This window comes from Streptomyces sp. NPDC093221 (genome assembly GCF_044753885.1).
Classification (GTDB): domain Bacteria; phylum Actinomycetota; class Actinomycetes; order Streptomycetales; family Streptomycetaceae; genus Actinacidiphila.
On record NZ_JBIVOA010000008.1, the window covers coordinates 392702 to 417555 of the forward strand.

The window sequence follows — 24854 nt, forward strand, 5'->3', positions numbered from 1 at the left end:
TGAGCGCCCGTCAGGCCCTGCGCCGCACCGTGTACGCGGTGCCGCGCTCCGCCGGGCGCTCACCCAGATAGTCGTGGGCCCGCATCTCGCACCACGCGGGGATGTCGAGCCGGGCGGCCTCGTCGTCGGACAGCACGGTGACGAGGCCGCCGACCGGCACGTCGTCGATGACCCGCGCGAGGTCGATGACCGGGATCGGGCAGAGCTTGCCGAGCGAGTCCACGACCAGAGCGGACTCCCGCGGCTCCCGCCCGCCCTGTCGGCCGGGCCCGGCCGACGCGGCCGACGGCGCGCCCAGCGCCGAGCGGACCTCGGCCACGACCCCCGGCAGCACCGCGAGGAAGCGCTCGACGTCCTCCGCGGCGGTCCCCGGCGGCAGCGACACCCGTACGTTCCCCTCGGACAGCACACCCATCGCCTTGAGCACATGGCTGGGCGTCAACGTGCTCGACGTGCACGACGATCCGGACGACACCGAGAAACCGGCCCGGTCGAGACCGGTCAACAGCGCCTCGCCGTCGACGTACAGGCAGGAGAAGGTGACCAGGTGCGGCAGCCGCAGCGTGCCGTGGCCGACCACCTCCACGTCCGGCACGACCCGCGGCACGCGCGACCTGATCAGGTCCACCAACGCCGTCAGCCGGACGGCCTCCCGCGCCGCCTCCTCGCGCACCGCCCGCAGCGACGCGGCGGCGGCGACGATCGCGGGCAGGTTCTCGAAGCCGGGCGCGCGCCCCGACTCCCGTTCGTCCGCGGGCCCCTGAGGCGCGAAGCGGGTGCCCTTGCGGACCACGAGCAGCCCGACCCCGGACGGCCCGCCCCACTTGTGCGCGCTCGCCGTCAGCAGCGACCACTCGCCCTCGACCCGCCCCCAGCCCAGCGACTGCGCCGCGTCCACCAGCAGCGGCACCCCGGCCGCCCGGCACAGCGCCGCCGCCTCCGCGACCGGCTGCACCGTACCCACCTCGTGGTTGGCGGACTGGAGGCAGGCCAGCGCGGTGTCCGCGCGCAGCGCCGCCGCGAAGTCCGCGGCGGCCACCCGCCCCGACCGGTCGACGCCCACCGTCACCCGTTCGTACGCCTCCGCCGCGTGCAGCACCGACGAGTGCTCGACGGCCGAGACCACCACCTGACGGCCCGTCCGACGGCGGCCCGCCATGGCGCCGGACACACCCGTGTGCACCGCGCGTGTCCCCGAAGGAGTGAAGACCAGTTCGTCGGGGCGGCAGCCGACCGCGTCCGCCGCGGCCTCGCGGGCCGCGTCGAGCAGCAGCCGCGCCCGGCGCCCCTCGCGGTACAGCCGCGCGGGGTCGGCCCACCCCTCGTCGAGGGCGGCGAGCAGCGCCTGCCGGGCGACAGGGTGCAGCGGAGCGGCCGAAGCCATATCGAAATAGGACACCTCAGCACGCTACAACCCGCCCGCGCCGACCGGCCGGGCGCACTGTCAGAAGGCCCCCGGAGTGCGGGATTCCATCCCTTCGGGGTGTGCCCCGGCGCGTTGTACCCCCTCCCCGCGTGACCTCAAATAGCGTCCAGTAGGGTTTGGTCCGCATAAACATCCACACCTAATTGCCCGTGCACGGACCGACCGACCAGCAGGCGGCCGGGCACCCGGACGCTCGGGCGAGACTCTCGGGAAGGCGCTACGTGAGTCCCAACGGCTCCGACCTCCCCCACGGCCAGAACGGCGTGGGAGGTACCCCCTCGTCGCGGCGCCCGGTGCGGCGATGGCTGCCGCGGGCGCTGGCCGCGGGCCTGGTCCTTGCGACCGCCACTGGTTGCTCGTACAAGGACTATCCCCGCCTCGGCATGCCCAGTCCTGCCACGGAACAGGCACCCCGGATCCTCGCGCTCTGGCAGGGCTCCTGGGCCGCCGCGCTGGTGACCGGCTGCCTTGTCTGGGGCCTGATCCTGTGGAGCGTGATCTTCCACCGGCGCAGCCGGACCAAGGTCGAGGTCCCCGCGCAGACGCGCTACAACATGCCCCTTGAGGCCCTGTACACGATCGTCCCGATCATCGTCATCGCGGTGCTGTTCTACTTCACCGCCCGTGACGAGTCGAAGATCCTGGACACCTCCAAGAAGCCGCAGCACGTGATCAACGTGGTCGGCTTCCAATGGAGCTGGGGCTTCAACTACGTCGAGGACGTGGACGGCAACCCGGCGACCCCCACGGGCGTGCCGAAGGAACTGTCCGAGATCCCCGCGAACAAGCTGCTGCTGCCCCCCGGCGCCGAGGGCGTCTACGACGTGGGCACGCCGGCCAGCAGGAACCCGGACACCGGCAACCCCGGTCCGACGCTCTGGCTCCCCAAGGGAGAGAGCGTGCGGTTCGTCCTCACCTCGCGTGATGTCATCCACTCCTTCTGGATCGTTCCGTTCCTGATGAAGATGGACGTCATCCCCGGCCACACCAACGTCTTCGAGGTGACTCCGAGCAAGGAGGGCACCTTCCTTGGCAAGTGCGCCGAGCTTTGCGGTGTGGACCACTCCCGGATGCTCTTCAACGTGAAGGTCGTTTCGCCCGAGGAGTACAAGCAGCACCTCAAGGACCTGGCGGCGAAGGGCCAGACCGGGTACATCCCGGCGGGCATCGCCACCACGGGCAACGCGAAGAACTCGGAGCCCAAGACCACATGAGCATTCTGAACGAACCGCAGGGCGCCGCCGCGGCGGACGACTCCTACGCGGACGAGATCCCGGCACGCCGGCGCAAGCCCGGCTCGGTCATCGTCACGTGGATGAGCACCACGGACCACAAGACGATCGGCTCGATGTACCTCATCACGTCGTTCGCCTTCTTCCTCATCGGCGGCGTGCTCGCGCTGCTGATGCGCGCGGAGCTGGCCCGGCCGGGCAACCAGTACCTGTCGAACGAGCAGTTCAACCAGGCGTTCACGATGCACGGCACCGTGATGCTGCTGATGTTCGCGACCCCGCTCTTCGCGGGCTTCGCGAACTGGATCATGCCGCTGCAGATCGGCGCCCCCGACGTCGCGTTCCCGCGGCTGAACATGTTCGCCTACTGGCTCTACCTGTTCGGCTCGCTCATCGCGGTCGGCGGCTTCGTGACCCCGCAGGGCGCGGCCGACTTCGGCTGGTTCGCGTACTCGCCGCTGTCGGACGCGGTCCGCTCGCCGGGCATCGGCGCCGACATGTGGATCATGGGCCTGGCCCTGTCCGGCTTCGGCACCATCCTCGGCGCGGTCAACTTCATCACCACGATCATCTGCATGCGCGCACCCGGTATGACGATGTTCCGCATGCCGATCTTCTGCTGGAACGTGCTGCTGACCGGTGTCCTCGTCCTGCTGGCCTTCCCGGTGCTCGCCGCCGCGCTGCTCGCCCTGGAGGCCGACCGGAAATTCGGGGCGCATGTGTTCGACGCCGCCAACGGCGGCGCGTTGCTCTGGCAACACCTCTTCTGGTTCTTCGGCCATCCAGAGGTGTACATCATCGCGTTGCCCTTCTTCGGCATCATCTCCGAGGTCATCCCGGTCTTCAGCCGCAAGCCGATGTTCGGCTACATCGGCCTGGTGGCCGCGACGATCTCCATCGCCGGTCTGTCCGTGACCGTGTGGGCGCACCACATGTACGTCACCGGCGGGGTGCTGCTGCCGTTCTTCTCGTTCATGACCTTCCTGATCGCGGTGCCGACCGGTGTGAAGTTCTTCAACTGGATCGGCACGATGTGGAAGGGGTCACTGAGTTTCGAGACCCCGATGCTGTGGTCCATCGGCTTCCTGATCACCTTCGCCTTCGGTGGTCTGACCGGTGTCATCCTGGCGGCGCCGCCGCTGGACTTCCACGTCTCGGACTCGTACTTCGTGGTCGCGCACTTCCACTACGTGGTGTTCGGCACCGTCGTGTTCGCGATGTTCGCGGGCTTCCACTTCTGGTGGCCCAAGATGACCGGCAAGATGCTGGACGAGCGGCTCGGCAAGATCACCTTCTGGACGCTGTTCTTCGGCTTCCACGGCACCTTCCTCGTCCAGCACTGGCTGGGCGCCGAGGGCATGCCGCGCCGGTACGCGGACTACCTGGCGGCTGACGGGTTCACCACGCTGAACACCATCTCCACCATCAGCTCGTTCCTGCTCGGTCTGTCGATACTGCCGTTCCTCTACAACGTGTGGAAGACCGCCAAGTACGGCAAGAAGGTCGAAGTCGACGACCCGTGGGGCTACGGCCGTTCGCTGGAGTGGGCCACCTCGTGCCCGCCGCCGCGGCACAACTTCACCACGCTGCCGCGCATCCGCTCCGAATCCCCGGCGTTCGACCTGCACCACCCGGAGATCTCGGCGATCGACTCGCTCGTCAACCGGGGTCCCGACCAGGCGCTCTCGGGCGTCAGTGGCGACCTGCACCACGACCGTAAGGAGTCCGGTCAGTGAGGGTCCAAGGCAAGATGTTCCTCGGCCTGGCCGTCTTCATCCTGGCCTCGGCCATCGTGTACGGCCTGTGGTCCAAGGAGCCCGCGGGCACCACGGCGCTCTTCCTCGCCTTCGCGCTGAGCACGATGATCGGCTTCTACCTCGCGTTCACCGCGCGCAGGGCCGACACCGGCGCGCAGGACCGGGAGGACGCGGAGGTCGCGGACGACGCCGGCGAGCTGGGCTTCTTCAGCCCGCACAGTTGGCAGCCGCTCGCGCTGGCCACCGGCGGCGCGCTGGCGTTCATGGGCATCATCTTCGGCTGGTGGCTGCTGTTCGTCTCGCTGCCGGTGATCCTGATCGGCGTGTACGGCTGGGTGTTCGAGTACTACCGCGGTGAGAACCGCACCCAGTAGCCGGGCAGGGCGGTGACGCGGCCCCCACGGGACCCGCGTCACCCGGGGAACAGAAGTACGGGCGGGCCCGGACACCGACTCAGGTGTCCGGGCCCGCCCGTTCGCGCGTCCGACCTCTTTTGCACGTATCCACCGAGCGAAATCACCCGGTTGTTCCTAACTTGAGTGCATGAGCCACAATTCTCTACGCCGTAACGCGCTGCGCTGCTCCCTGCTGGTGGCGCCCCTCGCGGTGGGGCTCACCGCTTGTGGCGGCGGCGGCAATCCGCTCGCCGCCACGCCGCACGACGCCGCCGCCAAGGTCGCGTTCGGCTCCGCGGCCGGAGGCAAGGCCGACCCGTCCAAACCACTCCAGGTGACCATCAAGAAGGACGGGAGCCGGATAACCGACGTGACCGCTACGGACGCCGCAGGGCGCTACGTACGCGGCGAACTCGGCTCCGACGGCCTGAGCTGGCACTCCACCGGCGCGCTGGCCGCAGGCGCGCACTACACGGTCCGGGTGAGCACCGAGGACTCCGACGGCCGCCCCGGCCGTAAGACGCTCGGTTTCGACACCACGCCCGCGGACGCGGGACTGCACGTCGCCTTCGGCCCCGACGCGGGTACGTACGGCGTCGGACAGCCGATCACCGCCGAGCTGAGCGTCCCGGTCAAGGACCCGGCGGCCCGCGCCGCCGTCGAGGGCAACCTCAAGGTCAGCTCGACCCCCCAGGCCGCCCCCGGCTCCTGGTACTGGGTCGACGACCGCACCCTGCACTACCGGCCCAGCACGTACTGGCCCGCGGACGCCACGATCGACGTGACCAGCACCCTGAACGGCGTACGCGTCCAGGACGGGCTCTACGGCGGCACCGACAAGTCCCTGGAGCTGCACACCGGCGACCGGGTCGAGGCGCTCACCGACGCGGGCACCCACCAGATGACCTTCAAGCGGAACGGGAAGGTGGTCCGTACGCTCCCCGTCACCACCGGCAAGCCCGGCTTCTCCACCCGCAACGGCGTCAAGGTGGTGCTCGGCAAGGAGCAGTTCGTCCGGATGCAGAGCGAGAGCATCGGCATCGCCGCGGGCAGCTCCGACTCCTACGACCTGCCGGTCTACTGGGCCACCCGGGTGACATGGAGCGGTGAATACGTGCACGCCGCGCCGTGGTCCGAGGGCTCGCAGGGGTACGCCAACGTCAGCCACGGCTGCACCGGCATGAGCATGGACAACGCCCACTGGTTCTTCGACAACGTGCGGCAGGGCGACATCGTGGAGGTCACCCACAGCCTCGGCGACACGATGACGCCGTTCGACAACGGCTTCGGCGACTGGAATCTGAGCTGGGCGCAGTGGAAGAAGGGCAGTGCCCTCGGCGCCGCGGGTCAGTCCGCGGCGACGCAGAACACCGCCACCACCGCCACCGTCTCCAACCCGGCCCGGCTGCGCCCCCAGGCGCTCTGACCGGCCGCCGCGGCGCTCAGCGCGCCGTCGTCGCCACGGCCGTGGTCCTCGGCGCCAGCCTGGCCCGCAGCAGCCCCGCCAGGGACTCGCTGAGGGCGACCGGGTCGACGGGGTGGGCGACCGCCGCGTCGGCCCGGCTCCAGGTCGCCAGCCAGGCGTCCTGGGGACGGCCGATCAGCACCAGCACCGGCGGGCAGCGGAAGATCTCGTCCTTCGCCTGACGGCACACCCCCATGCCGCCGGCGGGGGAGGTCTCACCGTCGAAGACGCAGACGTCGATGCCGCCGCGCTCCAACTCGGTGAGAACCGCGGGCATCGTCGCGCACTCCACGTACTCCACCGGCGGCAGGTCGGCGGCGGGCCTGCGGCCGACGGCGAGCCGGACCTGCTCCCGGGTGTTCGCGTCGTCGCTGTAGACCAGCACCGTGGCGGTCGCCTGCATCGTGGTTCCTCCTCGTGAAGGCGTTCTCAAGTGCGTCGGATGCTACTCCCGCCAGCGCCTTCGCGAGGAGGGTTCGTACCCCGCGAAGATCGGCGGCCCGGTCGTCCGACGCACCGTCATCCCTCCTTCGGGGGACGGCACCGCTAGGCCACGCGGGTCTCCTGCGGGCCTTGACACACCGAATGGCACCCCCCGGAGTCAGCGCCAGATAAGCGACCGACATAATGTCGGACGTGGCGACAGCAACAGCAGTAGATACCGGGCACGCGCACCCGTCGGTCAACCGGCCGAACCTCACCAGCGTCGGAACCATCATCTGGCTGAGTTCCGAGCTGATGTTCTTCGCGGCCCTCTTCGCGATGTACTTCACCCTTCGGTCGGTCACGGGTGCCGACTTCTGGAAGGAACACGCCCATGCGTTGAACGTCCCGTTCTCGGCGACGAACACGACGATCCTGGTGCTCTCCTCCTTCACCTGCCAGATGGGCGTCTTCGCCGCTGAGCGCGGCGACGTGAAGAAGCTCCGCTCCTGGTTCATCGTGACCTTCATCATGGGTGCGATCTTCATCGGCGGGCAGATCTTCGAGTACACCGAACTGGTCAAGAAGGACGGCATCTCGCTCAGCTCGGACCCCTACGGCTCGGTGTTCTACCTGACGACCGGGTTCCACGGGTTGCACGTGACGGGCGGACTGATCGCGTTCCTGCTGGTACTCGGGCGGACGTACGCGGCCAAGCGGTTCACCCACCAGCAGGCCACCGCAGCCATCGTCGTGTCCTACTACTGGCACTTCGTCGATGTCGTGTGGATCGGCCTCTTCGCCACGATCTACCTGATCAAGTAGCCGGTCGCACACCGCACACACATTCCAGAAGCATCGACGCAAGAGATCCTGACACCGGGGTAATCCGTGAAAAAGCTCTCCGCACGACGGCGCCACCCGCTGGCGGCGCTTGTCGTCCTACTCTTCGCGCTCGCGGTCACCGGGGGGCTGTACGCCGCGCTCGCGCCGGCGCCGAAGGCGCAGGCCGACGACGCGGCCCAGTCCCTCGCGATCACTGAGGGCAAGAAGCTGTACTCCGTCGGCTGCGCAAGCTGCCACGGCACTTCGGGCCAGGGCAGCTCCGACGGACCGAGCCTGGTCGGCGTCGGCTCCGCCGCCGTCGACTTCCAGGTCGGCACCGGCCGGATGCCCGCGCAGCAGCCCGGCGCGCAGATCCCGAAGAAGAAGGTCATCTACGACCAGGCCGAGATCGACCAGCTCGCCGCGTACATCGCGTCCCTCGGCCCCGGCCCCGCCGTGCCGAGCAAGGACCAGTACAACCCCGCGGGCGCGGACGCCGGCAAGGGCGGGGAGCTGTTCCGCACCAACTGCGCCCAGTGCCACAACTTCGTCGGCAAGGGCGGTGCGCTGACCAACGGCAAGTACGCGCCGACGATCCAGGGCGCCTCGCCCAAGCACATCTACGAGGCCATGCTGACGGGTCCGCAGAGCATGCCGTCCTTCCCGGACAGCACGATGCCGCAGGACACGAAGGCGGACATCATCGCGTACCTCCACGAGGTCAACAGCAGCGAGACGAAGAACCCCGGCGGTCTCTCGCTGGGCAGCATCGGTCCGGTGTCCGAGGGTCTGGTCGCCTGGGTCTTCGGCCTCGGCTTCCTGCTCGTCTGCACCACCTGGATCGCCGCCCGGACGACCAAGGCCAAGAAGTCATGAGCGAGACTGGATCTCACAAAGACGTGTCAGAGAACCTGCCAAGTGAGCACGGCGCTCACGGGAGCGAACCAGCGGTCCCCGACGACCCGTTCGCCAACCCCGGCCATCCCCCCCACGAGTACCGCCGTCAGGACATCGACGAGCGGGCCGAGAAGCACTCCGAGCGGGTCGTGGCGGGGCTGTTCGGCCTGTCGATGCTCGGCACCGTCGCGTTCATCGCCTGCTTCGTGATCTTCCCGGTCGACAAGATCGTCTTCATCTTCCCGTTCGGCAACGTGAGCGCGCTGAACTTCTCGCTCGGCCTCACGCTCGCCGTGGCGCTGCTGGGCATCGGCGCGGGCGCGGTCCACTGGGCCCGCACCCTGATGTCCGACGAGGAGTTCGCCGACGAACGCCACGCGGCGGGCGCGGACGAGGAACTGCGCGAGAACATCGAGCAGCAGTGGGCGCAGGGCGCCCGCGAGAGCGGGTTCGGACGGCGCAAGCTGATCCGCAACACGATGTTCGGCGCCCTGACCCTGGTCCCGCTGGCCGGTGTCGTGATCCTGCGCGACCTCGGCCCGCTGCCGGAGGACAAGCTCCGGCACACCCTGTGGGCCAAGGGCAAGGTGCTGATCAACCAGAACACGAACAAGCCGCTGCGCCCCGAGGACATCGTGGTGGGCTCGCTCACCTTCGCGATGCCCGAGGGTCTGGAGGAGTCCCAGGAGGACTTCCAGGAGCAGATCGCCAAGGCGGCTCTGATGATCGTCCGGATCAAGCCGGACGACATCAAGGACAAGCGCGAGCGTGACTGGGCCCACGAGGGAATCGTGGCCTACTCCAAGATCTGCACACACGTGGGCTGCCCGATCAGCCTCTACGAGCAGCAGACGCACCACGTGCTCTGCCCGTGCCACCAGTCGACGTTCGACCTGTCGGACGGCGCGCGGGTGATCTTCGGCCCGGCGGGGCACCGGCTGCCGCAGCTTCGGATCAGCGTCAATGGTGAGGGCAATCTCGTCGCTCTCGGCGACTTCGATGAGCCCGTCGGTCCGGCATTCTGGGAGCGCGGATGAGTACTACGACGGAAAGCTCGACCCGTCGGGGCAAAAAGCCGGTCGGCCAGCGGGCCGCCGAGTGGACTGACCCCCGGCTCGGTATCTACAAGTTGGCCAAGGCCAACATGCGGAAGATCTTCCCGGACCACTGGTCCTTCATGCTGGGCGAGATCTGCCTCTACAGCTTCGTCATCCTCATCCTCACGGGTGTGTATCTGACGCTGTTCTTCCACCCCAGCATGAACGAGGTCGTCTACCACGGCCCGTACGCGCCGCTCCAGGGCGTGCGGATGTCCGAGGCGTACGCCTCCACCCTGCACATCAGCTTCGAGGTGCGCGGTGGTCTGCTGATCCGGCAGATCCACCACTGGGCCGCGCTGATCTTCATCGCGGCGATGATCGTGCACATGATGCGCGTGTTCTTCACCGGCGGTTTCCGCAAGCCGCGTGAGATCAACTGGCTGTTCGGCTGGACGCTGCTGTTCCTCGGCATGTTCACCGGCTTCACCGGTTACTCGCTCCCGGACGACCTGCTGTCCGGCACCGGCATCCGGTTCGCCGACGGCGCGGTGCTCGCCACCCCGGTGGTCGGCTCGTACCTGTCGTTCTTCCTGTTCGGCGGGGAGTTCCCCGGCCACGACATCGTCAGCCGGTTCTACTCGATCCACATCCTGCTGCTGCCGGGTCTGATGGCCGGTCTGCTGACCGCCCACCTGATCCTGGTCTTCTACCACAAGCACACGCAGTTCCCGGGTGCGGGCAAGACCGAGAAGAACGTCGTCGGCATGCCGCTGCTGCCGATCTACACCGCGAAGGCGGGCGGCTTCTTCTTCCTGGTCTTCGGCGTGATCTCGGCCATCGCCGCGACCGTGTCGATCAACCCGATCTGGTCGATGGGACCGTACCGGCCGGACCAAGTGTCCACCGGCGCCCAGCCGGACTGGTACATGGGCTTCTCCGAGGGCCTGATCCGTGTGATGCCCGGCTGGGAGATCAACGCCTGGGGACACACACTCGTCCTGGGCGTGTTCATCCCGCTGATGGTCTTCCCGGTGGTGCTGGCGGCCATCGCCGTCTACCCGTTCATCGAGGCGTGGGTCACCGGGGACAAGCGCGAACACCACCTGCTGGACCGGCCGCGCAACCGCCCGGTGCGCACCGGCTTCGGTGTGGCCTGGCTGACCGAGTACTTCGTGCTGCTGATCGGTGGCGGCAACGACCTGTGGGCCACGCACTTCCACCTGTCGATCAACTGGATCACCTGGTTCGTCCGCGTCGGCTTCTTCGTCGCGCCGGTCCTGGCCTTCATCATCACCAAGCGGATCTGCCTGGGTCTCCAGCGGCGTGACCGCGACAAGGTGCTGCACGGTCGTGAGACCGGCATCATCAAGCGGCTGCCGCACGGTGAGTACATCGAGGTGCACGAGCCGATCTCGCAGGAGCAGCGGCACATCCTCACCGCGCACGTCCAGCCGGAGCCGATCGACGCGGGCCCCGAGGTGGACGAGAACGGCGTGGAGCGCAAGCTCAACCCGATCGAGAAGGCGCGGGCCAAGCTCTCCCGCGGCTTCTACGGCGAGCACAGCCAGATTCCGAAGCCCACGGCCGAGGAGTACGAGGAGATCACCAGCGGACACGGCCACCACTGAGCCGCCGCCGCTGAGCTGAGCCACTCACGGGCCGGGCCCGGGAATCCCCCTCAGGGGAGTCCCGGGCCCGGCCCTTCGGCGTCCGCCGTCCGCAGTGCGGGCAGGGAGCCGTCGGGCCCCGCGGCGCGGATAGGCTGAGCGCGCAGTTCCCCATCCCACCACCAGGAGCGTGGACCATGAGCGTTGTGACCCCGGCAGGCGGCGAGAGTCCGGCGACGCGGTCCTGGCCGGACGTGCTGACCACGCTGCTGGCAGGGCGGAATCTGGGTGGGGACGACACCGCGTGGGCGATGGACGCGATCATGCGCGGCGAGGCGAGTGACGTGCAGATCGCCGGGTTCGTCGTCGCGCTGCGGGCGAAGGGGGAGACCGTCGAAGAGGTCTCCGGCATGGTGCGGTCGATGTACGCGCACGCGAACACCATCGAGGTGCCCGGCGCGACCGTGGACATCGTCGGCACCGGCGGCGACCGGGCGAAGACCGTCAACATCTCCACCATGTCGGCGATCGTGGTCGCGGGCACCGGGGCGAAGGTCGTCAAGCACGGCAACCGCGCCGCGTCCTCGGCCAGCGGCGCCTCCGACGTCCTGGGAGAGCTCGGCGTCAATCTGCAACTGACGCCGCAGCGGGTCGTGGAGGTCGCGGAGGAGGCGGGCATCACCTTCTGCTTCGCGATCAAATTCCACCCCGCGCTGCGCCACGCGGGCACCGCCCGGAGCCAGTTGGGGGTGGCGACCGTCTTCAACTTCCTCGGCCCGCTGACCAATCCGGCCCGGGTACGGGCGCAGGCCACCGGGGTCGCGGACCCGCGGATGGCGCCGATCATGGCCGGCGTGCTGGCCGAACGCGGCTCGTCCGCACTGGTGTTCCGCGGTGACGACGGCCTGGACGAGCTGACCACCACCGCCACCTCCCAGGTGTGGGTGGTGCGCGACGGCAAGGTGGAGCAGACCGCCTTCGACCCGCGGGACGTCGGCCTGCCCCTGGTGCCCGTGGAGGCGCTGCGCGGCGCCGACGCGGCCCACAACGCGGACGTCGCCCGGCGGCTGCTCGCGGGCGAGACCGGGCCCGTACGGGACGCCGTGCTGCTCAACTCGGCGGCGGCGCTGGTGGCCCTGCGGCCCGGCAGCGGGCCGTTGGAGGAGCAGATCGCGGCCGGTCTGGTGACGGCGGCCGAGTCGATCGACTCGGGCGCGGCGGCGGCGACGCTGGAGCGGTGGGCGGCGGCGAGCAACGCGTAATCGCCACTGTGGCGGAATTCGGATAGGTCCCCCGGGGACCGAGCACACGACGCTGTCCAATTTCTGGACGGCGTCTTGTGCGTTCGGCGCCTTGTGGCAGAATGCTGTCCAGGTCACGAGTGACAGCGTCAAGGCCCCGGCTCGCTGTCCGGCAACCCTCCGTCCGAGGCGGGGTGCCCCGGGTGATGACCAGGCCGTGAGCAGCGAGGCTCATGGCAAGCCGGACTTGGGGAGTTCTTTCATGAGCAAGCGAATGCGATAGGGCCTGTCGGCCCGGTTCCGCCGTTCCGCCTTTCGTTCGACGTTTCCATCCCGCGCTTCTGTACCGCGAGCCATTCCTTTTCGGCTTCAGATGTGCGGTGATTTCGCCTGCCGTAATCCGGGAGATCGCCATGACTGTGTCCATCGCTGCCACCGACCGTGAGATTTGTACCCCGCTGCCCGTTCTGGGCCGGGACGTCCTCGTGCCGCTCGTGACGGGCGGCGAAGTGACGTACGCCGCGCTCGACTACGCCGCCAGCGCCCCCGCGCTCCAGCGGGTGTGGGACGACGTGGCCGCCTACGCCCCCTACTACGGCAGCGTGCACCGCGGCGCCGGCTACCTCTCGCAGCTCTCCACCGACCTGTTCGAGCAGAGCCGGGCCACGGTCGCGGAATTCCTCGGCTGTCGGGCCGAGGACCAGGTGATCTTCACCCGTTCGACGACCGACTCGCTCAATCTGCTCGCCGCCGTCATCCCGGCGGGCACCCACGTCTTCGTCTTCGAGACCGAGCACCACGCCTCGCTGCTGCCGTGGCAGACGCGGGACGACGCGCGGGTCACCGTCCTGGGCGCGCCGCGGACGCCCGAGCAGGCCGTCGCCGCGCTCGACGTGGCCCTGCACGGCGCCCCCAAGGGGCCCAAGCTGGTCTGCGTCACCGGCGCCTCCAACGTCACCGGTGAGCTGTGGCCGGTGCGGGAGCTGGCCGCCGCCGCGCACCGGCACGGCGCCCGTATCGTCCTGGACGCCGCCCAACTGGCCCCGCACCACCCGGTGGACATCGCCGCGCTCGACGTCGACTGGGTCGCCTTCTCCGGCCACAAGCTGTACGCGCCCTTCGGCTCCGGTGTCCTCGCGGGCCGCGCCGACTGGCTGCGCGAGGCCGAGCCGTACCTCGCGGGCGGCGGCGCCAGCCGCAAGGTCGCGCGGCGCGCGGACGGCGGAGTCGACGTCGAGTGGCACACCACCGCGGCGCGGCACGAGGCCGGGTCGCCGAACGTCATCGGCGTCTACGCCATCGCCTCGGCCTGCAAGGCGCTGACCGAGGCCGGGTTCGACCAACTCGTCACCCGTGAGCAGCGGTTGCTCGCCCGGCTGCGGGAAGGGCTCGCCTCCGTGCCCGAGGTGCGGGTGCTCTCCCTGTTCGGCGAGGACGCGCCCCGGGTCGGCGTGCTCTCCTTCGTCGTCCAGGGCTGGAACAGCTCGCACTTCGCCGCCGCGCTCTCCGCCGAGTACGGGATCGGTGTCCGCGACGGTCTCTTCTGCGCCCACCCGCTGGTGCGTACGCTCCTCGGCGCCGAGGGCGACGACCCGGGCGAGTGCGGCGCTCCCGAGGCCGCGCCCGGCGAGCGCGTCCTCAACGCCATCCGCGTGAGCTTCGGCGCGGGCACCCCCGAGGAGCACGTCGACCGCTTCGTCCACGCCGTCCGCACCCTCGTGCGCGACGGCGCCCAGTGGAACTACCGCACGGAGGGCGGCCGCTGCGTGCCCGACCGCGGCTAGCGCCTCTCCGGCGGAACACGAACGGCACCCTCGGTGCGGGACTCGATGGCCTTCAGGACGGCGATCATGTCCGCGGCCGGGTCGGTGGCGGCGGTCTCGGTGAACAGGGCGAGGCAGGTGTCGAGCAGGGGAGTGGCGGTGGCGGAGGCGCGGGCGGCCTCCGCGATGAGGCGGTTGTTCATGAGGACGTCGGCGGCGGCGGCCTGGACGGTGAAGTCGCGGGCGAGCAGCTTGGGGGACTTCATACGGGAGACGCCGCTGGCCATCGGTCCCGCGTCGAGCACGGCGAGGAACTGACGGGCGTCGACGCCGTGCCGCTCGGCGAAGTGGAACGCCTCGGTGAGCCCGGTGACCACGGTGATCAGGAAGAGGTTGACCGACAGCTTCATGAGCAGGGCGCCGGGCACCGGCCCGCAGACGAAGGTCTCGTGGCACATGGGCGCCAGCAGCGGCCGTACCGCTGAGACGACGGCGTCCTCGCCCGCGAGCATCGCCACCAGGCGGCCCGCCTCGGCCGGGGCGCGGGAGCCGGAGACCGGGGCCTCGACGTAGTGGCCGCCCGCCGCGCGGACCTCGGCTTCGAGGCCGAGCGAGTACTCGGGCGAGGTCGTGCCCATGTGCACGAGGGTGTGCCCCGCGACGTTCGCCGCGAAGGCGGGGGTGCCGCGGCCGAGGCAGGAGTCGATGGCGGCGCCGTCGGCGAGCATCACGAAGACGGTCCCGGCGCGGCGGAAGAGGTCGGCGGGGCTGTCGGCGGTTTCGGCGCCCGCCGCCCGCAGGGCCTCGGCGGCGGGCGCGCTGCGGTTCCACACCACCAGCGGGGTCCCGGCGCGGAGGAGATTGAGCGCCATGGGCCGGCCCATGACCCCGAGCCCCAGGAATCCGATGTCCACGACGCACCGCCGCCTCTCTTGCCGTTTATGACAGCCGTCATAATACTGGTCGTTATGACAGTGGTCATAGAGGGTGCGGATCGGCGGACGGCCGCTTCCGCCGACGGGATCGACCTGCTCAGGCCCGCCGACGCGGACGCGGTGGCCGCCCTCTTCGCGGCCTGCTCCCCGGAGACGGTCCGGCTGCGCTTCCTCGGCGGCGCGCGCGAATTCCCCCGCGCCCACCTGGACCGTCTGCTGGCAGGACCGCCCGCGGCGCACGACGCCGTGGTCGCGTACCGCGGCGGCCGGGACCGCCTGGTGGGAATCGCGGGCTTCGCGGCGGACGACACCGCCGGGCCGGGAACCGGCGGCGAGCTGGGCGTGCTGGTCGTGGACGCCTGGCAGCGCCGGGGCGTCGGCACCGCCATGGTCGGCCTGCTGCTGGCCCGCGCGCGGGCCAGGGGCGTCGAGCACGTGACGGTGAACGTCCCGCACGGCAGGCGGGGCCTGCTCGCCGCGCTCGGCCGCCGCCTGGAACCGGTCCGCGCGTCGTACACCCCGGACGGTCTGACCGCCGTCTATAAGGTGGCCCGGACGACCCGGGCGGCGGGGGTCGGAACGCAGTAGCTCCGTGGAGGTGTCGACGATGGCCGGGTCAGAACGCGGACCGCGCGAGCGGATGGTCTTCAGCGCGGCCCAGCTCATCCGGCGCGAGGGCGTCGGCGCGACCGGTATGCGCGAGGTCGCCGCCCACGCGGGCGCCCCGCGCGGCTCGCTCCAGCACTACTTCCCCGACGGCAAGGAACAGCTCGTCAACGAGGCGGTCGCCTGGGCGGGGAACTACGCCGCCAAGCGCGTCGCCCGCTTCCTGGCCGCGCTGCCCGAGCCGACCCCCGGCGGCCTGTTCGCCGCGATGGTCGGCCAGTGGACGGACGAGTACGCGGCCGACGGCTTCGACGCCGGATGCCCGGTCGCCGCCGCCTCGGTGGACTGCGCGCGGACCACCGAGTCCACCCGGAAGGCGACCGCCGCCGCCTTCGCGGCCTGGACCGCGCCGGTGGCCGCGGCGCTGACCGGCATGGGCGTTCCCGAGGACCGGTCCGTACCGCTGGCGACCCTCATGATCAGCACCCTGGAGGGCGCGATCCTGATCGCCAGGGCGGAGCGCGACGTCCGCGCCCTCACCACCGCCGCACGGGAGTTGGGCCCGCTGCTGGACGCGGCCCGCGCGTGACCGCGTACCGGGAGCGCAGGACGAATCCGTAGGACGAACCCGTAGGCGGAATCCGTAGAGGGAATCAGCCTCAGGCGTCGAGGCCGATCGCGAACGCGGCCTCCAGGTCGTGCTGCGAGTACGTACGGAAGGCGACATGGGTGTCGGTGGCCTCGACACCGGGGATCTTGGAGATCCGGCCCGGAATGATGTCCGCCAGGTCGTCGTGGCGGGCGACGCGGACCAGCGCGACGAGGTCGTACGTGCCGGTCACGGAGTAGACCTCGCTGACGTTGTCCAGCGCGGCGATGGCCTCGGCGATCTCCGGAATCCGGTCGACGGAAGTCTTGATGAGCACGATCGCGGTGATCACGGCTGGATGTCTCCTTGGGTCGACCCGACTACGACGCTCAGCTTACGACGCGGCCGGTAGCACACCCAGGCGCACAGGAACCCGAAGGCGAAGCCGACGACATGGGCGAGATACGCCACCCCCGGACCGTTGCTGCCGGTCTGGGCGGCGAGCCACTGGAGGACGAACCAGAAGCCGAGCACCATCCACGCGGGGAAGCGCAGCGGGATGAAGAAGAGGAAGGGGAACAGGCTCGTCACCCGGGCCTTGGGATACAGATAGAGATACGCGCCCAGCGCCCCGGAGATCGCCCCGGACGCGCCGACCAGGCTCTGCGTCGACTCGGGGTTGGCGAGCGCGAAGCCGTACGTCGCCAGATAGCCCGCGACCAGGTAGAAGAGCGCGAAGCGCACCCGGCCCATCCGGTTCTCGACGTTGTCGCCGAAGACGTAGAGGAAGAGCATGTTGCCGATCAGGTGCAGCCAGCTCCCGTGCAGGAACATCGCCGTGAGCACCGACAGCAGCGGCGACTTCGCGTACGCGTGCGGGGCCGCGCAGCCCGCGGGCAGGTCGAGCCGGTCCATCGGGAGCCGGCCGTGGAACAGCTCACTGGGGATGACACCCCAGTGCGCGAAGTAGACGGCCTGCGCGCACTGGAGCTTGTCGCCCGTGCCGTAGGAGGGGTTGAAGCCGGACAGCGGTCCGAGGAGGAAGACCACGGTGCACAGGGCGATCAGCGCATACGTCACGACCGGCGTGCGGCGGACCGGGTTCTTGTCGTACACCGGGATGACCATGGACCGATGATGACGCAGCGGTCGTAACGGACATAGGCCGCCTCGCCGCAGCGCGTCGCGGGTCGGAGGCCGTAAGGTGACCCCGACGTACGCCCGTCAGCACTGATACGCCCGACCGAGGAAGAGGTGCAGGACCGATGCCGGTGCCCATGCCCACCGCCACCACCCGGTGGCGCTGCACGCAGTGCGGCAATCTGACCCGGTTCGACGTGACCCGCTCCACGCGGGTCGTGGAGTACGTCCATCTCGACCTCGGCGGCGAGCCGCGGATCGAGGAGACCGACGTGTTGACCGAGACGGTCGAGTCCGTGCGGTGCCGCTGGTGCAACGCCGCGGACCAGATCGAGCTGGTCGACCGGCCGGGCGCGGCCGTGGCCGCGGGAACGTCCGAGGGAACGGCCCGGGAAACGGACTCCGGCGCGGACGCGGAGACCGGTTCGGCGCGGGACTGAGCCTCCTTACGGGGACAATGGATGCAAGAGGCGGCGGCCGGAGGGATCGAAGGGGGCCGGGGAGGCGCCGTGTAACCGGACGGGAGTGACTGGTGGACGGTATCGGCGGCTTTCCGCGGGCCGAGGCGAGGGGGTCCGAGACGGATGCCGCCGACGGGCCGGGCGCCGACGCGTCCGGCGCCGCGGCGCAGGACCCCGACACACCGCGGGCCGACGACGAACCGGGCGCCGAAGCACCGCCCGGCCGTGACGGCGGCGGCACTCCCGACGGCTCTACCGGCAGCGTCGCCGGCAGCGCTCCCGACGGCAACGCTGCCCCCGGCGCCGACGCTCCCGGTGATACCGCCGACCCCGCCGATACCGGTGTCACTGCCGATGACGACGCCGCTCATGACGACGCCGCTCATGAACCCGCGCTCGACCGGCCGCTGCCCGAAGGCGTACGCCACCGCGTCGTCGCCGTCGCCGCCGACGCCTTCGGCGGGTTCACCTTCGCCGAACTGCCGGTCTCGCTGCGGCCGTACGCCCGTTTCACCCCGTCCAGACGTGTGAAATACGCGGCCACCGCGCTGGCCACCGCGCTGGAGGGCGACCCGGCCTTCCGGCACAAGGTCGCGGGCAAACTGCGCGAGGCGCAGCCGGAGCTGACCGGGGCGCTGGACGCCGGCACCCCGCCGCCCGCCGCGGACCCGCTCGACGTGGCCGCCGCGGCCTATCTGCTGCGCCCCGCGGGCTGGGCCAAGCTTGTCACCACCGCGGGCGAGGAGGCCCAACGGGCGCACGCCGAGCGGGCCGACGAGGAGACGCTGCGCGAACTGGCCAAGCTCCGCGAGGAGGTCCAGGGCCTGCACACGCAGCTGCGCTCGGACGCCGTACGGGCCCGCGCCGAACTGGACGCCGTCCGCAAGGAGGGCGACTCGGTGCACCGCAAGCTGCGCAGCGCCCTCAGCGACGTCAAGCGCGCCGAGGCCGCCCAGCGCAAGATCCAGGCGGAACTGGACGAGGCGCGGGCCGCCGCCGCCCAGGACAAGGCCGCCGCGGAGAGCGAGGCACGGCGGCTGCGCACCCGGCTCGCCGAGGCCGAGGCGGCGGTCGAGTCGGGCCGCCGCGCCGCCCGTGAGGGCCGCAGCATCGAGGACGTACGGCTGCGCCTGCTGCTGGACACCGTCCTCGACGCGGCCTCGGGGCTCCGCCGTGAACTGGCGCTGCCGCCGCGCGACACCCTGGGCGTACGCCCCGCCGACACGGTGGACGCGGTCGCGCCCGGGGCCTTCAGCCCGCGCGACATCGCCACCCGCGCGCTGTCCGAGACCGACCCGGCGCTGCTCGACCAGTTGCTCGCGCTGCCGCAGGCGCACCTCGTCGTCGACGGCTACAACGTCACCAAGACCGGCTATCCGTCGATGCCGTTGGAGAAACAGCGGCTGCGGCTGCTCGGCGGGCTCGCGGCGCTGGCCGCGCAGAGCGGCGCCGAGGTCACCTGTGTCTTCGACGGCGCCGACCTGGACATGCCGGTGCTGCTCGCGCCGCCGCGCGGGGTGCGGGTGTTGTTCAGCAAGGCCGGTGAGACCGCTGACGAGTTGATCCGGCGGCTGGTGCGGGCGGAACCGCCCGGCCGGCAGATCGTGGTGGTCTCCGCGGACCGCGAAGTCGCCGACGGCGTGGCCAAGGCGGGCGCCCGCCCGGTCGCCTCCGTCCTGCTGCTGAAACGTCTCGCACGCGTCTGAACCGCGCCTGCCGCTCGCGCCGCCCGCGCCTCCGGCCCCCGGCTCCCGGTCGCCGCACCGCCGCAGCACCGAACCACCGAACAGATCACTATTCGTTCGAGTATTCGGTTCGCGAACGCGCCATCGTCGACGGAGCGTTGATCCACCCTCACTGCGCGTACGAAGGTCGTAAAGAATGTGCGAACCGGTCGAGATTTTGCCAACAAGGATTTGAACCGATCACAGATAGGTCACTAAGGTCGGGCGTCGAACCTCCGCGCAGTCGATCATCCAATCCGGATGGCGCGCCGGGGGCCGCCCGCCAGTCAACCGGTAGGCGGCTGAAGGAAGAAGGAGCTCGCCTTCGTGGCGTCCCACCGTCGTCCCAAGCCGGCAAGCCGCACGCGCGTGACCGTGCTGACCGCCACCGCCGCAGCCGCGGTGGCCCTCACCTCCCAGGCGGCCCAGGCCGCCCCCGCCAAGCCGACCGTCAAGGACGCCAAGGCGAAGGTGGACGCGCTGTACGAGCAGGCTGAGCAGGCCTCAGAGAAGTACGACGGGGCCAACGAGAAGCTGCACACCCTCCAGAAGGAGGCGGGCACTCTCCAGGACCAGGTGGCCAGGCAGCAGCAGCACCTGAACCAGCTCAGGGACGGCCTCGGCGCCATCGCCGCGTCCCAGTACCGCAGCGGTGGCATCGACCCGTCGCTCCAGCTCTTCCTGTCGTCCAACCCGGACAACTACCTGGACCAGGCGACCACGCTCAACCAGCTCACGTCGATCCAGACCGACTCGCTGCACCAACTCCAGGACGCCAAGCGGACCCTGGACCAGCAGCGCGCCGAGGCGACCGCCAAGCTGACCGAGCTCCAGACCACCCGCACCGAGCTGGCCAAGCGCAAGGCCGAGGCGAAGGACAAGCTGGCCCAGGCCCAGCAGATCCTCAACTCGCTGACGGCCGCGCAGCGCGCGTCCATCGCCGCCGCCGACGCCCGCGCCAACCGCTCCACCACCCGCGTGGACCTCGGCGACGCGAAGCCCGCCTCGCAGCGCGCCGCCGCCGCCTTCTCCGCCGCGCAGTCCAGGGTCGGCCTGCCGTACGTGTACGGCGCCTCGGGCCCCAGCTCCTTCGACTGCTCCGGCCTCACCTCGTGGGCGTACAACCAGGCCGGCGTGACGATACCGCGCACCTCGCAGGCCCAGGCGAACGCCGGGACCCGGATCTACTCCACCTCCCAGCTCGCCGTCGGCGACCTCGTCATCTTCTACGGCGACTACCACCACGTCGGCCTCTACGCGGGCAACGGCATGGTGCTGCACGCGCCGAAGCCGGGCGCCTCGGTGCGCTACGAGTCGATCGGCAACATGCCGTTCCAGTTCGGCGTCCGCATCTGACGCCTTCCGGCGTCGTTCCTCACCGATTTCACGGGTCCGCGGGAGTCTCCCGCGGACTCCGGTGCGTTCATACGGCGTTCGGACTCCTACGGCGTTCGGGTGATGAACAAGTGCCCGGTGCCGCCCGGTGCGGGTGTGTGACCTGGGCGGGAGGCGCGGCGCGGCGATGCGGGGGCCGCGCCTTCTTTGAACTCTCCGCGTCGCGCTGACTACTGTCAGCTCCCGTGGCTTCCCATCGACGCTCCCCACAGCCGGGCTTCGCCGCCCGCACCACCCGGGTCACCGTGCTGTCCGCGGCCGCCGCGGCCACCGCGGCGCTGTCCGGCGGTGCGGCGCAGGTCGCCTCGGCCGATCCCGGCGGGGGCGCACCCGACACGGCGTCCCGGCTCGACCGCCTCTACCAGCAGGCCGAGCAGGCCACCGAGAAGTACAACGCGGCGCAGGAGCACGCCAAGCGGCTCCGCGCCGACCTGACCACCCTTCAAGACCGGGCCGCCGAGGGGCAGCAGCGGGTCAACGACATGCGGCAGGAGCTGGGTTCGCTCGCCTCCGAGCAGTACCGCAGCGGCGGCATCGACCCCTCGCTCGCCCTGATGATGTCCTCGGACCCCGACCAGTACCTGGACCGGGCCACCACCTTGGACCGGCTCAGCGCCCAGCAGGCCGGGCGACTGCGCCAACTCCAGGAGGCCGAGAGGCTGTTGCTCCAGCAGCGCTCCCAGGCGGCGGGCAAGCTCGCCGAACTGGACAAGGCCGGGGCGGTGCTCCAGGACCGCAAGCGGTCGGTGCAGCGGGCGCTCGCCGAGGCCCAGCGGCTGCTCAACGCGATGCCCGCCGCCCAGCGCGCCGGATACCGGCCCGGCATGGACGCCGGGCGCGCCTCCCGCGACCGTACGACCGCCGACCTGCCGACCATCCCGAATCTGCCCGCCGCCTCGGGGCGCGGCGCGATGGCCGTGGCCGCCGCCCGCCAGATGGTCGGCGCCCCTTACGTCTGGGGCGCCACCGGGCCCAACTCCTTCGACTGCTCGGGCCTGATGCAGTACTCGTACGCACGGGCCGGGGTCGCCCTGCCGCGCACCTCGCAGGAGCAGATGAACGCCGGGCAGCGGGTGCCGCTGGACCAGGCGCGGCCCGGCGATCTGGTGATCTACCGCGGCGACGCCAGCCATGTCGCGATGTACGTCGGCGGCGGCCAGGTCATCCACGCCCCCTACCCCGGCGCCAGGGTCCGCTACGACCCGGTCGGCATGATGCCGATCACGGCCGTGACCCGGCCGTAAGGGCGCGGCGCCCCGGCCGTGGGGGGCGTCCTCGGGGCCGTACGATCGGGCCCATGGCCGTGGCGCCCCTCCGACGTACGCCGACCGCTTCCCGTGTCCGGGCGGCGGTGCTCGGCCTGTCCCTGGCGCTGCTGGCGGCGCTCGTCGCCGGGTGCGGCGGGACCGCCTCGGGCGGGCGGCCCACGGCGGACGCCACCGACGCCGGGATCCGGCAGGCGCTCGACCGGCGGGCCGCCGCGGTGCTGCACCACGACCGGGCGGCCTTCCTCGCCGGGATCGACCCGCGGGCGACGCGCTTCCTCGACCGGCAGAAGGCGATGTTCACCGACATCGCGGACGTGCCGCTGGCCGACTGGTCCTACCGGCTGGTGCGGACCGGCGCGTTCGGCCTGCCGCCGACCGCCGACGGCACGGTACGGGCCGCGGCCGAGGTCCAACTGCGGTACCGGCTCAGCGGATTCGACGCGGCGCCGGTCGCCGCGACCGACTACCTGACGCTGTCCCGGCGGGGCGGGAGCTGGTACGTGGCCGGGGACGACGACGGCGCCGCGTCCGGGCACCGCGGCGCCGTACAGCTGTGGGACCAGGGCCGGGTGACGGTGGTGCGGGGCACGGACAGCCTGGTGCTCGGGCTCGGCGACGCCGCCGGGCTGCGCGGCTACGCCGAGGACGTGGACCGGGCGGTGCCGGAGGTCCGGCGGACCTGGGGCGGCGCCGGGTGGTCGGGCAAGGTGGTGGTCGAGGTGCCGCGCACGCTGGACCAGATGGCCGCGCTGGCCGACGCGGACCCGGCCGATTACCGCAACATCGCCGCCGTCACCACGGGGGAGGGCGGCGGCAGCGCGCGGGTCGGCTCCGACCGGGTGATCATCAACCCCGAGGCGTTCAGCGGGCTCTCCGCCTTCGGCCGGCAGACCGTGCTCACCCACGAGACCACGCATGTCGCCACCCGCGCGTGGACCACCGCCCGCACCCCGCTGTGGCTCTCCGAGGGCGCCGCCGACTGGACCGCCTACCGTACGGCGGGCCGCACCGCCCGCGAGCTCGCCCCGGAACTGGCCGCCGCCGTCGCCGCGGGCCGCGTCCCCGCCGCGCTGCCCGCCGACGCCGACTTCCACTCCGCCGACGCCGACACCCTCTCCCGCGCCTACGAGGGCGGCTGGCTCGCCTGCCGCCTGATCGCCGACCAGTGGTCCCCGGACGCGCTCGTCGCCTTCTACCGCGCCGTCGCCTCCGGCGGCACCGTCGACTCCCACCTGCGCACCACTCTCGGCACCACCCTCCCCGCCTTCACCGCCCGCTGGCGCGCCTACCTCCACCAGGAGCTGCCATGACCCGTGACCCCGCCGCGGACCCCCCGGCCCACCGGCCCCCGCCTCCGTCGAACGCCGCCCCAGGACGCCCCCCGCACACCCCGCCGCCAGCAGGATCTTCGCCTGCGGCGGATGCCGGGTCTTCGGCTGCGGGGGTGGGGGACTTCAGTGCGGAGGAGGTCGGGCGGGCGCGGGCTTTGCGGCGGGGGGTGTGGCCGGTCGCGCTCGGGGGGCGGGTGGCAGCGCTGGGGCTGATGCTGGGGCTGGGGCTGACGACCGGGGGAGCGGGGCTGGTCGCGGCGTTCGGCGGCGGGACGTGGGGCGGCCGGGTGGCGGGCGCGGCGGTGTCGCTGGTGCTGCTGCCCGAGGTGCTGGGGCTGCCCTTCGCGGCGCGCGGGCGCGAGGTGCGCCGCCGGTTCGGCCTGGTGACGCAGGGCTGGGGCGGGTGGTGGGCGGACGTGCTGCGCGGCCTGCTGATCTCGCTGCCGCTGACCTTCGGCGCGCTCTTCGCCGTCTACGCCCTCGCCGGGGCGACCGGCCACTGGTGGGCGTGGGCCGCGCTCGGCGCCGCCGCGCTGACCGTCCTGATGTCCTGGGCGGCGCCCATGATCTTCGAGCCGCTGTTCAACCGCTTCACACCGATGGAGCCGGGCCCCCTCAGGGACGCCCTGCTGGCGCTCGCCGCCCGCGACGGCGTCACCGTCGAGGATGTGCTGGTCGCCGACGCCTCGCGCCGTACGACCGCGCTCAACGCGTACGTGTCCGGCTTCGGCCGCACCCGCCGCATCGTCGTCTACGACACCCTGCTGACCACGGCGCAGCCGCGCGAGGTGGAACTGGTGGTCGCCCATGAACTCGGCCACGTCGTGCACCGGGACGTGCCGCGCGGCACCGCGCTCGGCGCGCTGGGCGCGGCCGTCGGCGTGTGCGTCCTGGCCGCCGTGGTGACCTGGCGGCCCCTGCTCGACCTCGCGGGCGCCGACGACTTCGCGGACCCGCGCTCCGCCTGGCTGCTGGCGGCCGTCGCCACTGTCGGCGGCGCCGTCGCCGGGCCGCTGGGCTGCGCGGTGAGCCGCGGGGTCGAGCGGCGCGCCGACCGGCACGCCCTCGAACTGACCGCGGACCCGGCCGAGTTCATCGCGATGCAGCGCCGCCTGACGATCGCGAACATCGGCGACCCCGACCCGCCGCGCGCCCTGCACCTGATGTTCGGCACCCACCCCACCCCCGCCGAACGCATCGCCGCCGCCCGCGCCTGGCGCCCGGCCGCCCCGCAGGACGGGCCCTAGGTGTATTGACCTGGAGGGTTGTTGACGCGGGTGATGGGTGGCTGGCCGCCGAGTGCGGTGTGGGTGCGGTGGTGGTTGTAGGTGTGG

General features: G+C 71.3%; 23 protein-coding genes and 1 riboswitch. Of the genes, 18 read left to right on the plus strand and 5 right to left on the minus strand.

Going from position 1 to position 24854, the window contains the following annotated elements; all coding sequences use genetic code 11:
• Nucleotides 1-10 precede the first annotated feature (10 nt).
• Nucleotides 11-1399 carry an aminotransferase class V-fold PLP-dependent enzyme gene (locus ACIQCJ_RS28190; protein ID WP_355334282.1) on the minus strand — a complete coding sequence of 463 codons (1389 nt, stop codon included), beginning with the start codon at nucleotides 1397-1399 and terminating at the stop codon, nucleotides 11-13.
• Between the two features lie 248 nt (nucleotides 1400-1647).
• Between ACIQCJ_RS28190 and coxB the strand changes: the two genes are divergently transcribed.
• From coxB to ACIQCJ_RS28210, 4 genes are all read left to right on the plus strand, one after another.
• Nucleotides 1648-2640, plus strand: a complete 993-nt coding sequence (gene coxB / locus ACIQCJ_RS28195; protein WP_188281474.1) for a cytochrome c oxidase subunit II — start codon at nucleotides 1648-1650, stop codon at nucleotides 2638-2640.
• Nucleotides 2637-4394: a cytochrome c oxidase subunit I gene (gene ctaD, locus ACIQCJ_RS28200; protein WP_355334278.1), complete on the plus strand. Its 1758-nt coding sequence runs from the start codon at nucleotides 2637-2639 to the stop codon at nucleotides 4392-4394. The genes coxB and ctaD overlap by 4 nt, the downstream gene beginning before the upstream one ends.
• Nucleotides 4391-4789 carry a cytochrome c oxidase subunit 4 gene (locus tag ACIQCJ_RS28205; protein WP_188281472.1) on the plus strand — a complete coding sequence of 133 codons (399 nt, stop codon included), beginning with the start codon at nucleotides 4391-4393 and terminating at the stop codon, nucleotides 4787-4789. The genes ctaD and ACIQCJ_RS28205 overlap by 4 nt, the downstream gene beginning before the upstream one ends.
• Before the next feature lie 169 nt (nucleotides 4790-4958).
• A complete protein-coding gene (locus tag ACIQCJ_RS28210; protein WP_355334275.1) occupies nucleotides 4959-6236 on the plus strand; it encodes an Ig-like domain-containing protein in 1278 nt (425 codons plus the stop codon).
• Nucleotides 6237-6252: 16 nt separating this feature from the next.
• Here ACIQCJ_RS28210 and ACIQCJ_RS28215 read toward each other — a convergent pair whose 3' ends face one another.
• Nucleotides 6253-6678, minus strand: coding sequence for a hypothetical protein (locus tag ACIQCJ_RS28215; RefSeq protein ID WP_402712924.1), 426 nt, complete (start codon nucleotides 6676-6678; stop codon nucleotides 6253-6255).
• A gap of 224 nt (nucleotides 6679-6902) precedes the next feature.
• On the opposite strand from ACIQCJ_RS28215, the gene ACIQCJ_RS28220 reads away from it, so the two are divergent.
• The 6 genes from ACIQCJ_RS28220 to ACIQCJ_RS28245 all read left to right on the plus strand — a co-directional run bounded on the left by ACIQCJ_RS28220 (nucleotide 6903) and on the right by ACIQCJ_RS28245 (nucleotide 14092).
• Nucleotides 6903-7523 carry a heme-copper oxidase subunit III gene (locus tag ACIQCJ_RS28220; RefSeq protein WP_355334271.1) on the plus strand — a complete coding sequence of 207 codons (621 nt, stop codon included), beginning with the start codon at nucleotides 6903-6905 and terminating at the stop codon, nucleotides 7521-7523.
• A gap of 66 nt (nucleotides 7524-7589) precedes the next feature.
• Nucleotides 7590-8399, plus strand: coding sequence for a c-type cytochrome (locus ACIQCJ_RS28225; protein WP_355334269.1), 810 nt, complete (start codon nucleotides 7590-7592; stop codon nucleotides 8397-8399).
• Complete coding sequence (locus tag ACIQCJ_RS28230) at nucleotides 8396-9457, plus strand: Rieske 2Fe-2S domain-containing protein (protein WP_355334266.1); 1062 nt, start codon at nucleotides 8396-8398, stop codon at nucleotides 9455-9457. The genes ACIQCJ_RS28225 and ACIQCJ_RS28230 overlap by 4 nt, the downstream gene beginning before the upstream one ends.
• Nucleotides 9454-11088: a cytochrome bc complex cytochrome b subunit gene (locus ACIQCJ_RS28235; protein ID WP_355334263.1), complete on the plus strand. Its 1635-nt coding sequence runs from the start codon at nucleotides 9454-9456 to the stop codon at nucleotides 11086-11088. Before ACIQCJ_RS28230 ends, ACIQCJ_RS28235 begins: the two co-directional genes overlap by 4 nt.
• Nucleotides 11089-11264: 176 nt before the next feature.
• Nucleotides 11265-12329, plus strand: a complete 1065-nt coding sequence (gene trpD, locus ACIQCJ_RS28240) for an anthranilate phosphoribosyltransferase (protein WP_355334260.1) — start codon at nucleotides 11265-11267, stop codon at nucleotides 12327-12329.
• A 111-nt stretch (nucleotides 12330-12440) separates the two neighbouring features.
• A riboswitch (SAM riboswitch) is annotated at nucleotides 12441-12557 on the plus strand.
• Between the two features lie 164 nt (nucleotides 12558-12721).
• Complete coding sequence (locus ACIQCJ_RS28245; protein WP_402712925.1) at nucleotides 12722-14092, plus strand: aminotransferase class V-fold PLP-dependent enzyme; 1371 nt, start codon at nucleotides 12722-12724, stop codon at nucleotides 14090-14092.
• Here the strand turns inward: ACIQCJ_RS28245 and ACIQCJ_RS28250 are convergent.
• Nucleotides 14089-14985 (minus strand): NAD(P)-dependent oxidoreductase, encoded by an 897-nt coding sequence (locus ACIQCJ_RS28250; RefSeq protein ID WP_402712926.1) that lies wholly within the window; start codon nucleotides 14983-14985, stop codon nucleotides 14089-14091. The two genes, ACIQCJ_RS28245 and ACIQCJ_RS28250, sit on opposite strands and share 4 nt — an antisense overlap.
• 54 nt (nucleotides 14986-15039) lie before the next feature.
• Between ACIQCJ_RS28250 and ACIQCJ_RS28255 the strand changes: the two genes are divergently transcribed.
• The gene (locus ACIQCJ_RS28255) at nucleotides 15040-15594 is read left to right on the plus strand and encodes a GNAT family N-acetyltransferase (protein WP_402712927.1); all 555 of its coding nucleotides are present in this window, start codon (nucleotides 15040-15042) and stop codon (nucleotides 15592-15594) included.
• A 19-nt stretch (nucleotides 15595-15613) separates the two neighbouring features.
• Nucleotides 15614-16201, plus strand: a complete 588-nt coding sequence (locus ACIQCJ_RS28260; protein WP_401303828.1) for a TetR/AcrR family transcriptional regulator — start codon at nucleotides 15614-15616, stop codon at nucleotides 16199-16201.
• Nucleotides 16202-16271: 70 nt separating this feature from the next.
• On the opposite strand, the gene ACIQCJ_RS28265 is transcribed toward ACIQCJ_RS28260, so the two are convergent.
• The gene (locus tag ACIQCJ_RS28265; protein WP_188281460.1) at nucleotides 16272-16553 is read right to left on the minus strand and encodes an Lrp/AsnC ligand binding domain-containing protein; all 282 of its coding nucleotides are present in this window, start codon (nucleotides 16551-16553) and stop codon (nucleotides 16272-16274) included.
• Nucleotides 16550-17329 (minus strand): rhomboid family intramembrane serine protease, encoded by a 780-nt coding sequence (locus tag ACIQCJ_RS28270; RefSeq protein WP_402712928.1) that lies wholly within the window; start codon nucleotides 17327-17329, stop codon nucleotides 16550-16552. Before ACIQCJ_RS28270 ends, ACIQCJ_RS28265 begins: the two co-directional genes overlap by 4 nt.
• Nucleotides 17330-17466: 137 nt before the next feature.
• On the opposite strand from ACIQCJ_RS28270, the gene ACIQCJ_RS28275 reads away from it, so the two are divergent.
• The 6 genes from ACIQCJ_RS28275 to ACIQCJ_RS28300 all read left to right on the plus strand — a co-directional run bounded on the left by ACIQCJ_RS28275 (nucleotide 17467) and on the right by ACIQCJ_RS28300 (nucleotide 24767).
• Nucleotides 17467-17781 (plus strand): hypothetical protein, encoded by a 315-nt coding sequence (locus ACIQCJ_RS28275; protein WP_402712929.1) that lies wholly within the window; start codon nucleotides 17467-17469, stop codon nucleotides 17779-17781.
• A gap of 428 nt (nucleotides 17782-18209) precedes the next feature.
• Complete coding sequence (locus tag ACIQCJ_RS28280) at nucleotides 18210-19508, plus strand: NYN domain-containing protein (protein ID WP_402712941.1); 1299 nt, start codon at nucleotides 18210-18212, stop codon at nucleotides 19506-19508.
• Nucleotides 19509-19853: 345 nt separating this feature from the next.
• Entirely contained in the window at nucleotides 19854-20882 is a 1029-nt protein-coding gene (locus ACIQCJ_RS28285) for an NlpC/P60 family protein (protein ID WP_355334244.1), read from the plus strand.
• A 224-nt stretch (nucleotides 20883-21106) separates the two neighbouring features.
• Nucleotides 21107-22165: an NlpC/P60 family protein gene (locus ACIQCJ_RS28290; RefSeq protein ID WP_402712930.1), complete on the plus strand. Its 1059-nt coding sequence runs from the start codon at nucleotides 21107-21109 to the stop codon at nucleotides 22163-22165.
• Between the two features lie 53 nt (nucleotides 22166-22218).
• On the plus strand, nucleotides 22219-23499 hold the full coding sequence (locus ACIQCJ_RS28295; protein WP_402712931.1) for a hypothetical protein: 1281 nt from the start codon (nucleotides 22219-22221) through the stop codon (nucleotides 23497-23499).
• Nucleotides 23500-23714: 215 nt separating this feature from the next.
• On the plus strand, nucleotides 23715-24767 hold the full coding sequence (locus ACIQCJ_RS28300; protein WP_402712932.1) for a M48 family metalloprotease: 1053 nt from the start codon (nucleotides 23715-23717) through the stop codon (nucleotides 24765-24767).
• Nucleotides 24768-24854: the final 87 nt, after the last annotated feature.

What these genes read in the sequence shown, in the direction of transcription:
- ctaD (WP_355334278.1), top strand. Translation starts at nt 2,637, where the DNA reads ATGAGCATTCTGAACGAACCGCAGGGCGCCGCCGCGGCGGACGACTCC.
- ACIQCJ_RS28210 (WP_355334275.1), top strand. Translation starts at nt 4,959, where the DNA reads ATGAGCCACAATTCTCTACGCCGTAACGCGCTGCGCTGCTCCCTGCTG.
- ACIQCJ_RS28215 (WP_402712924.1), bottom strand. Translation starts at nt 6,678, where the DNA reads ATGCAGGCGACCGCCACGGTGCTGGTCTACAGCGACGACGCGAACACC.
- ACIQCJ_RS28220 (WP_355334271.1), top strand. Translation starts at nt 6,903, where the DNA reads ATGTCGGACGTGGCGACAGCAACAGCAGTAGATACCGGGCACGCGCAC.
- ACIQCJ_RS28230 (WP_355334266.1), top strand. Translation starts at nt 8,396, where the DNA reads ATGAGCGAGACTGGATCTCACAAAGACGTGTCAGAGAACCTGCCAAGT.
- ACIQCJ_RS28235 (WP_355334263.1), top strand. Translation starts at nt 9,454, where the DNA reads ATGAGTACTACGACGGAAAGCTCGACCCGTCGGGGCAAAAAGCCGGTC.
- trpD (WP_355334260.1), top strand. Translation starts at nt 11,265, where the DNA reads ATGAGCGTTGTGACCCCGGCAGGCGGCGAGAGTCCGGCGACGCGGTCC.
- ACIQCJ_RS28245 (WP_402712925.1), top strand. Translation starts at nt 12,722, where the DNA reads ATGACTGTGTCCATCGCTGCCACCGACCGTGAGATTTGTACCCCGCTG.
- ACIQCJ_RS28255 (WP_402712927.1), top strand. Translation starts at nt 15,040, where the DNA reads ATGACAGTGGTCATAGAGGGTGCGGATCGGCGGACGGCCGCTTCCGCC.
- ACIQCJ_RS28260 (WP_401303828.1), top strand. Translation starts at nt 15,614, where the DNA reads ATGGCCGGGTCAGAACGCGGACCGCGCGAGCGGATGGTCTTCAGCGCG.
- ACIQCJ_RS28270 (WP_402712928.1), bottom strand. Translation starts at nt 17,329, where the DNA reads ATGGTCATCCCGGTGTACGACAAGAACCCGGTCCGCCGCACGCCGGTC.
- ACIQCJ_RS28275 (WP_402712929.1), top strand. Translation starts at nt 17,467, where the DNA reads ATGCCGGTGCCCATGCCCACCGCCACCACCCGGTGGCGCTGCACGCAG.
- ACIQCJ_RS28295 (WP_402712931.1), top strand. Translation starts at nt 22,219, where the DNA reads ATGGCCGTGGCGCCCCTCCGACGTACGCCGACCGCTTCCCGTGTCCGG.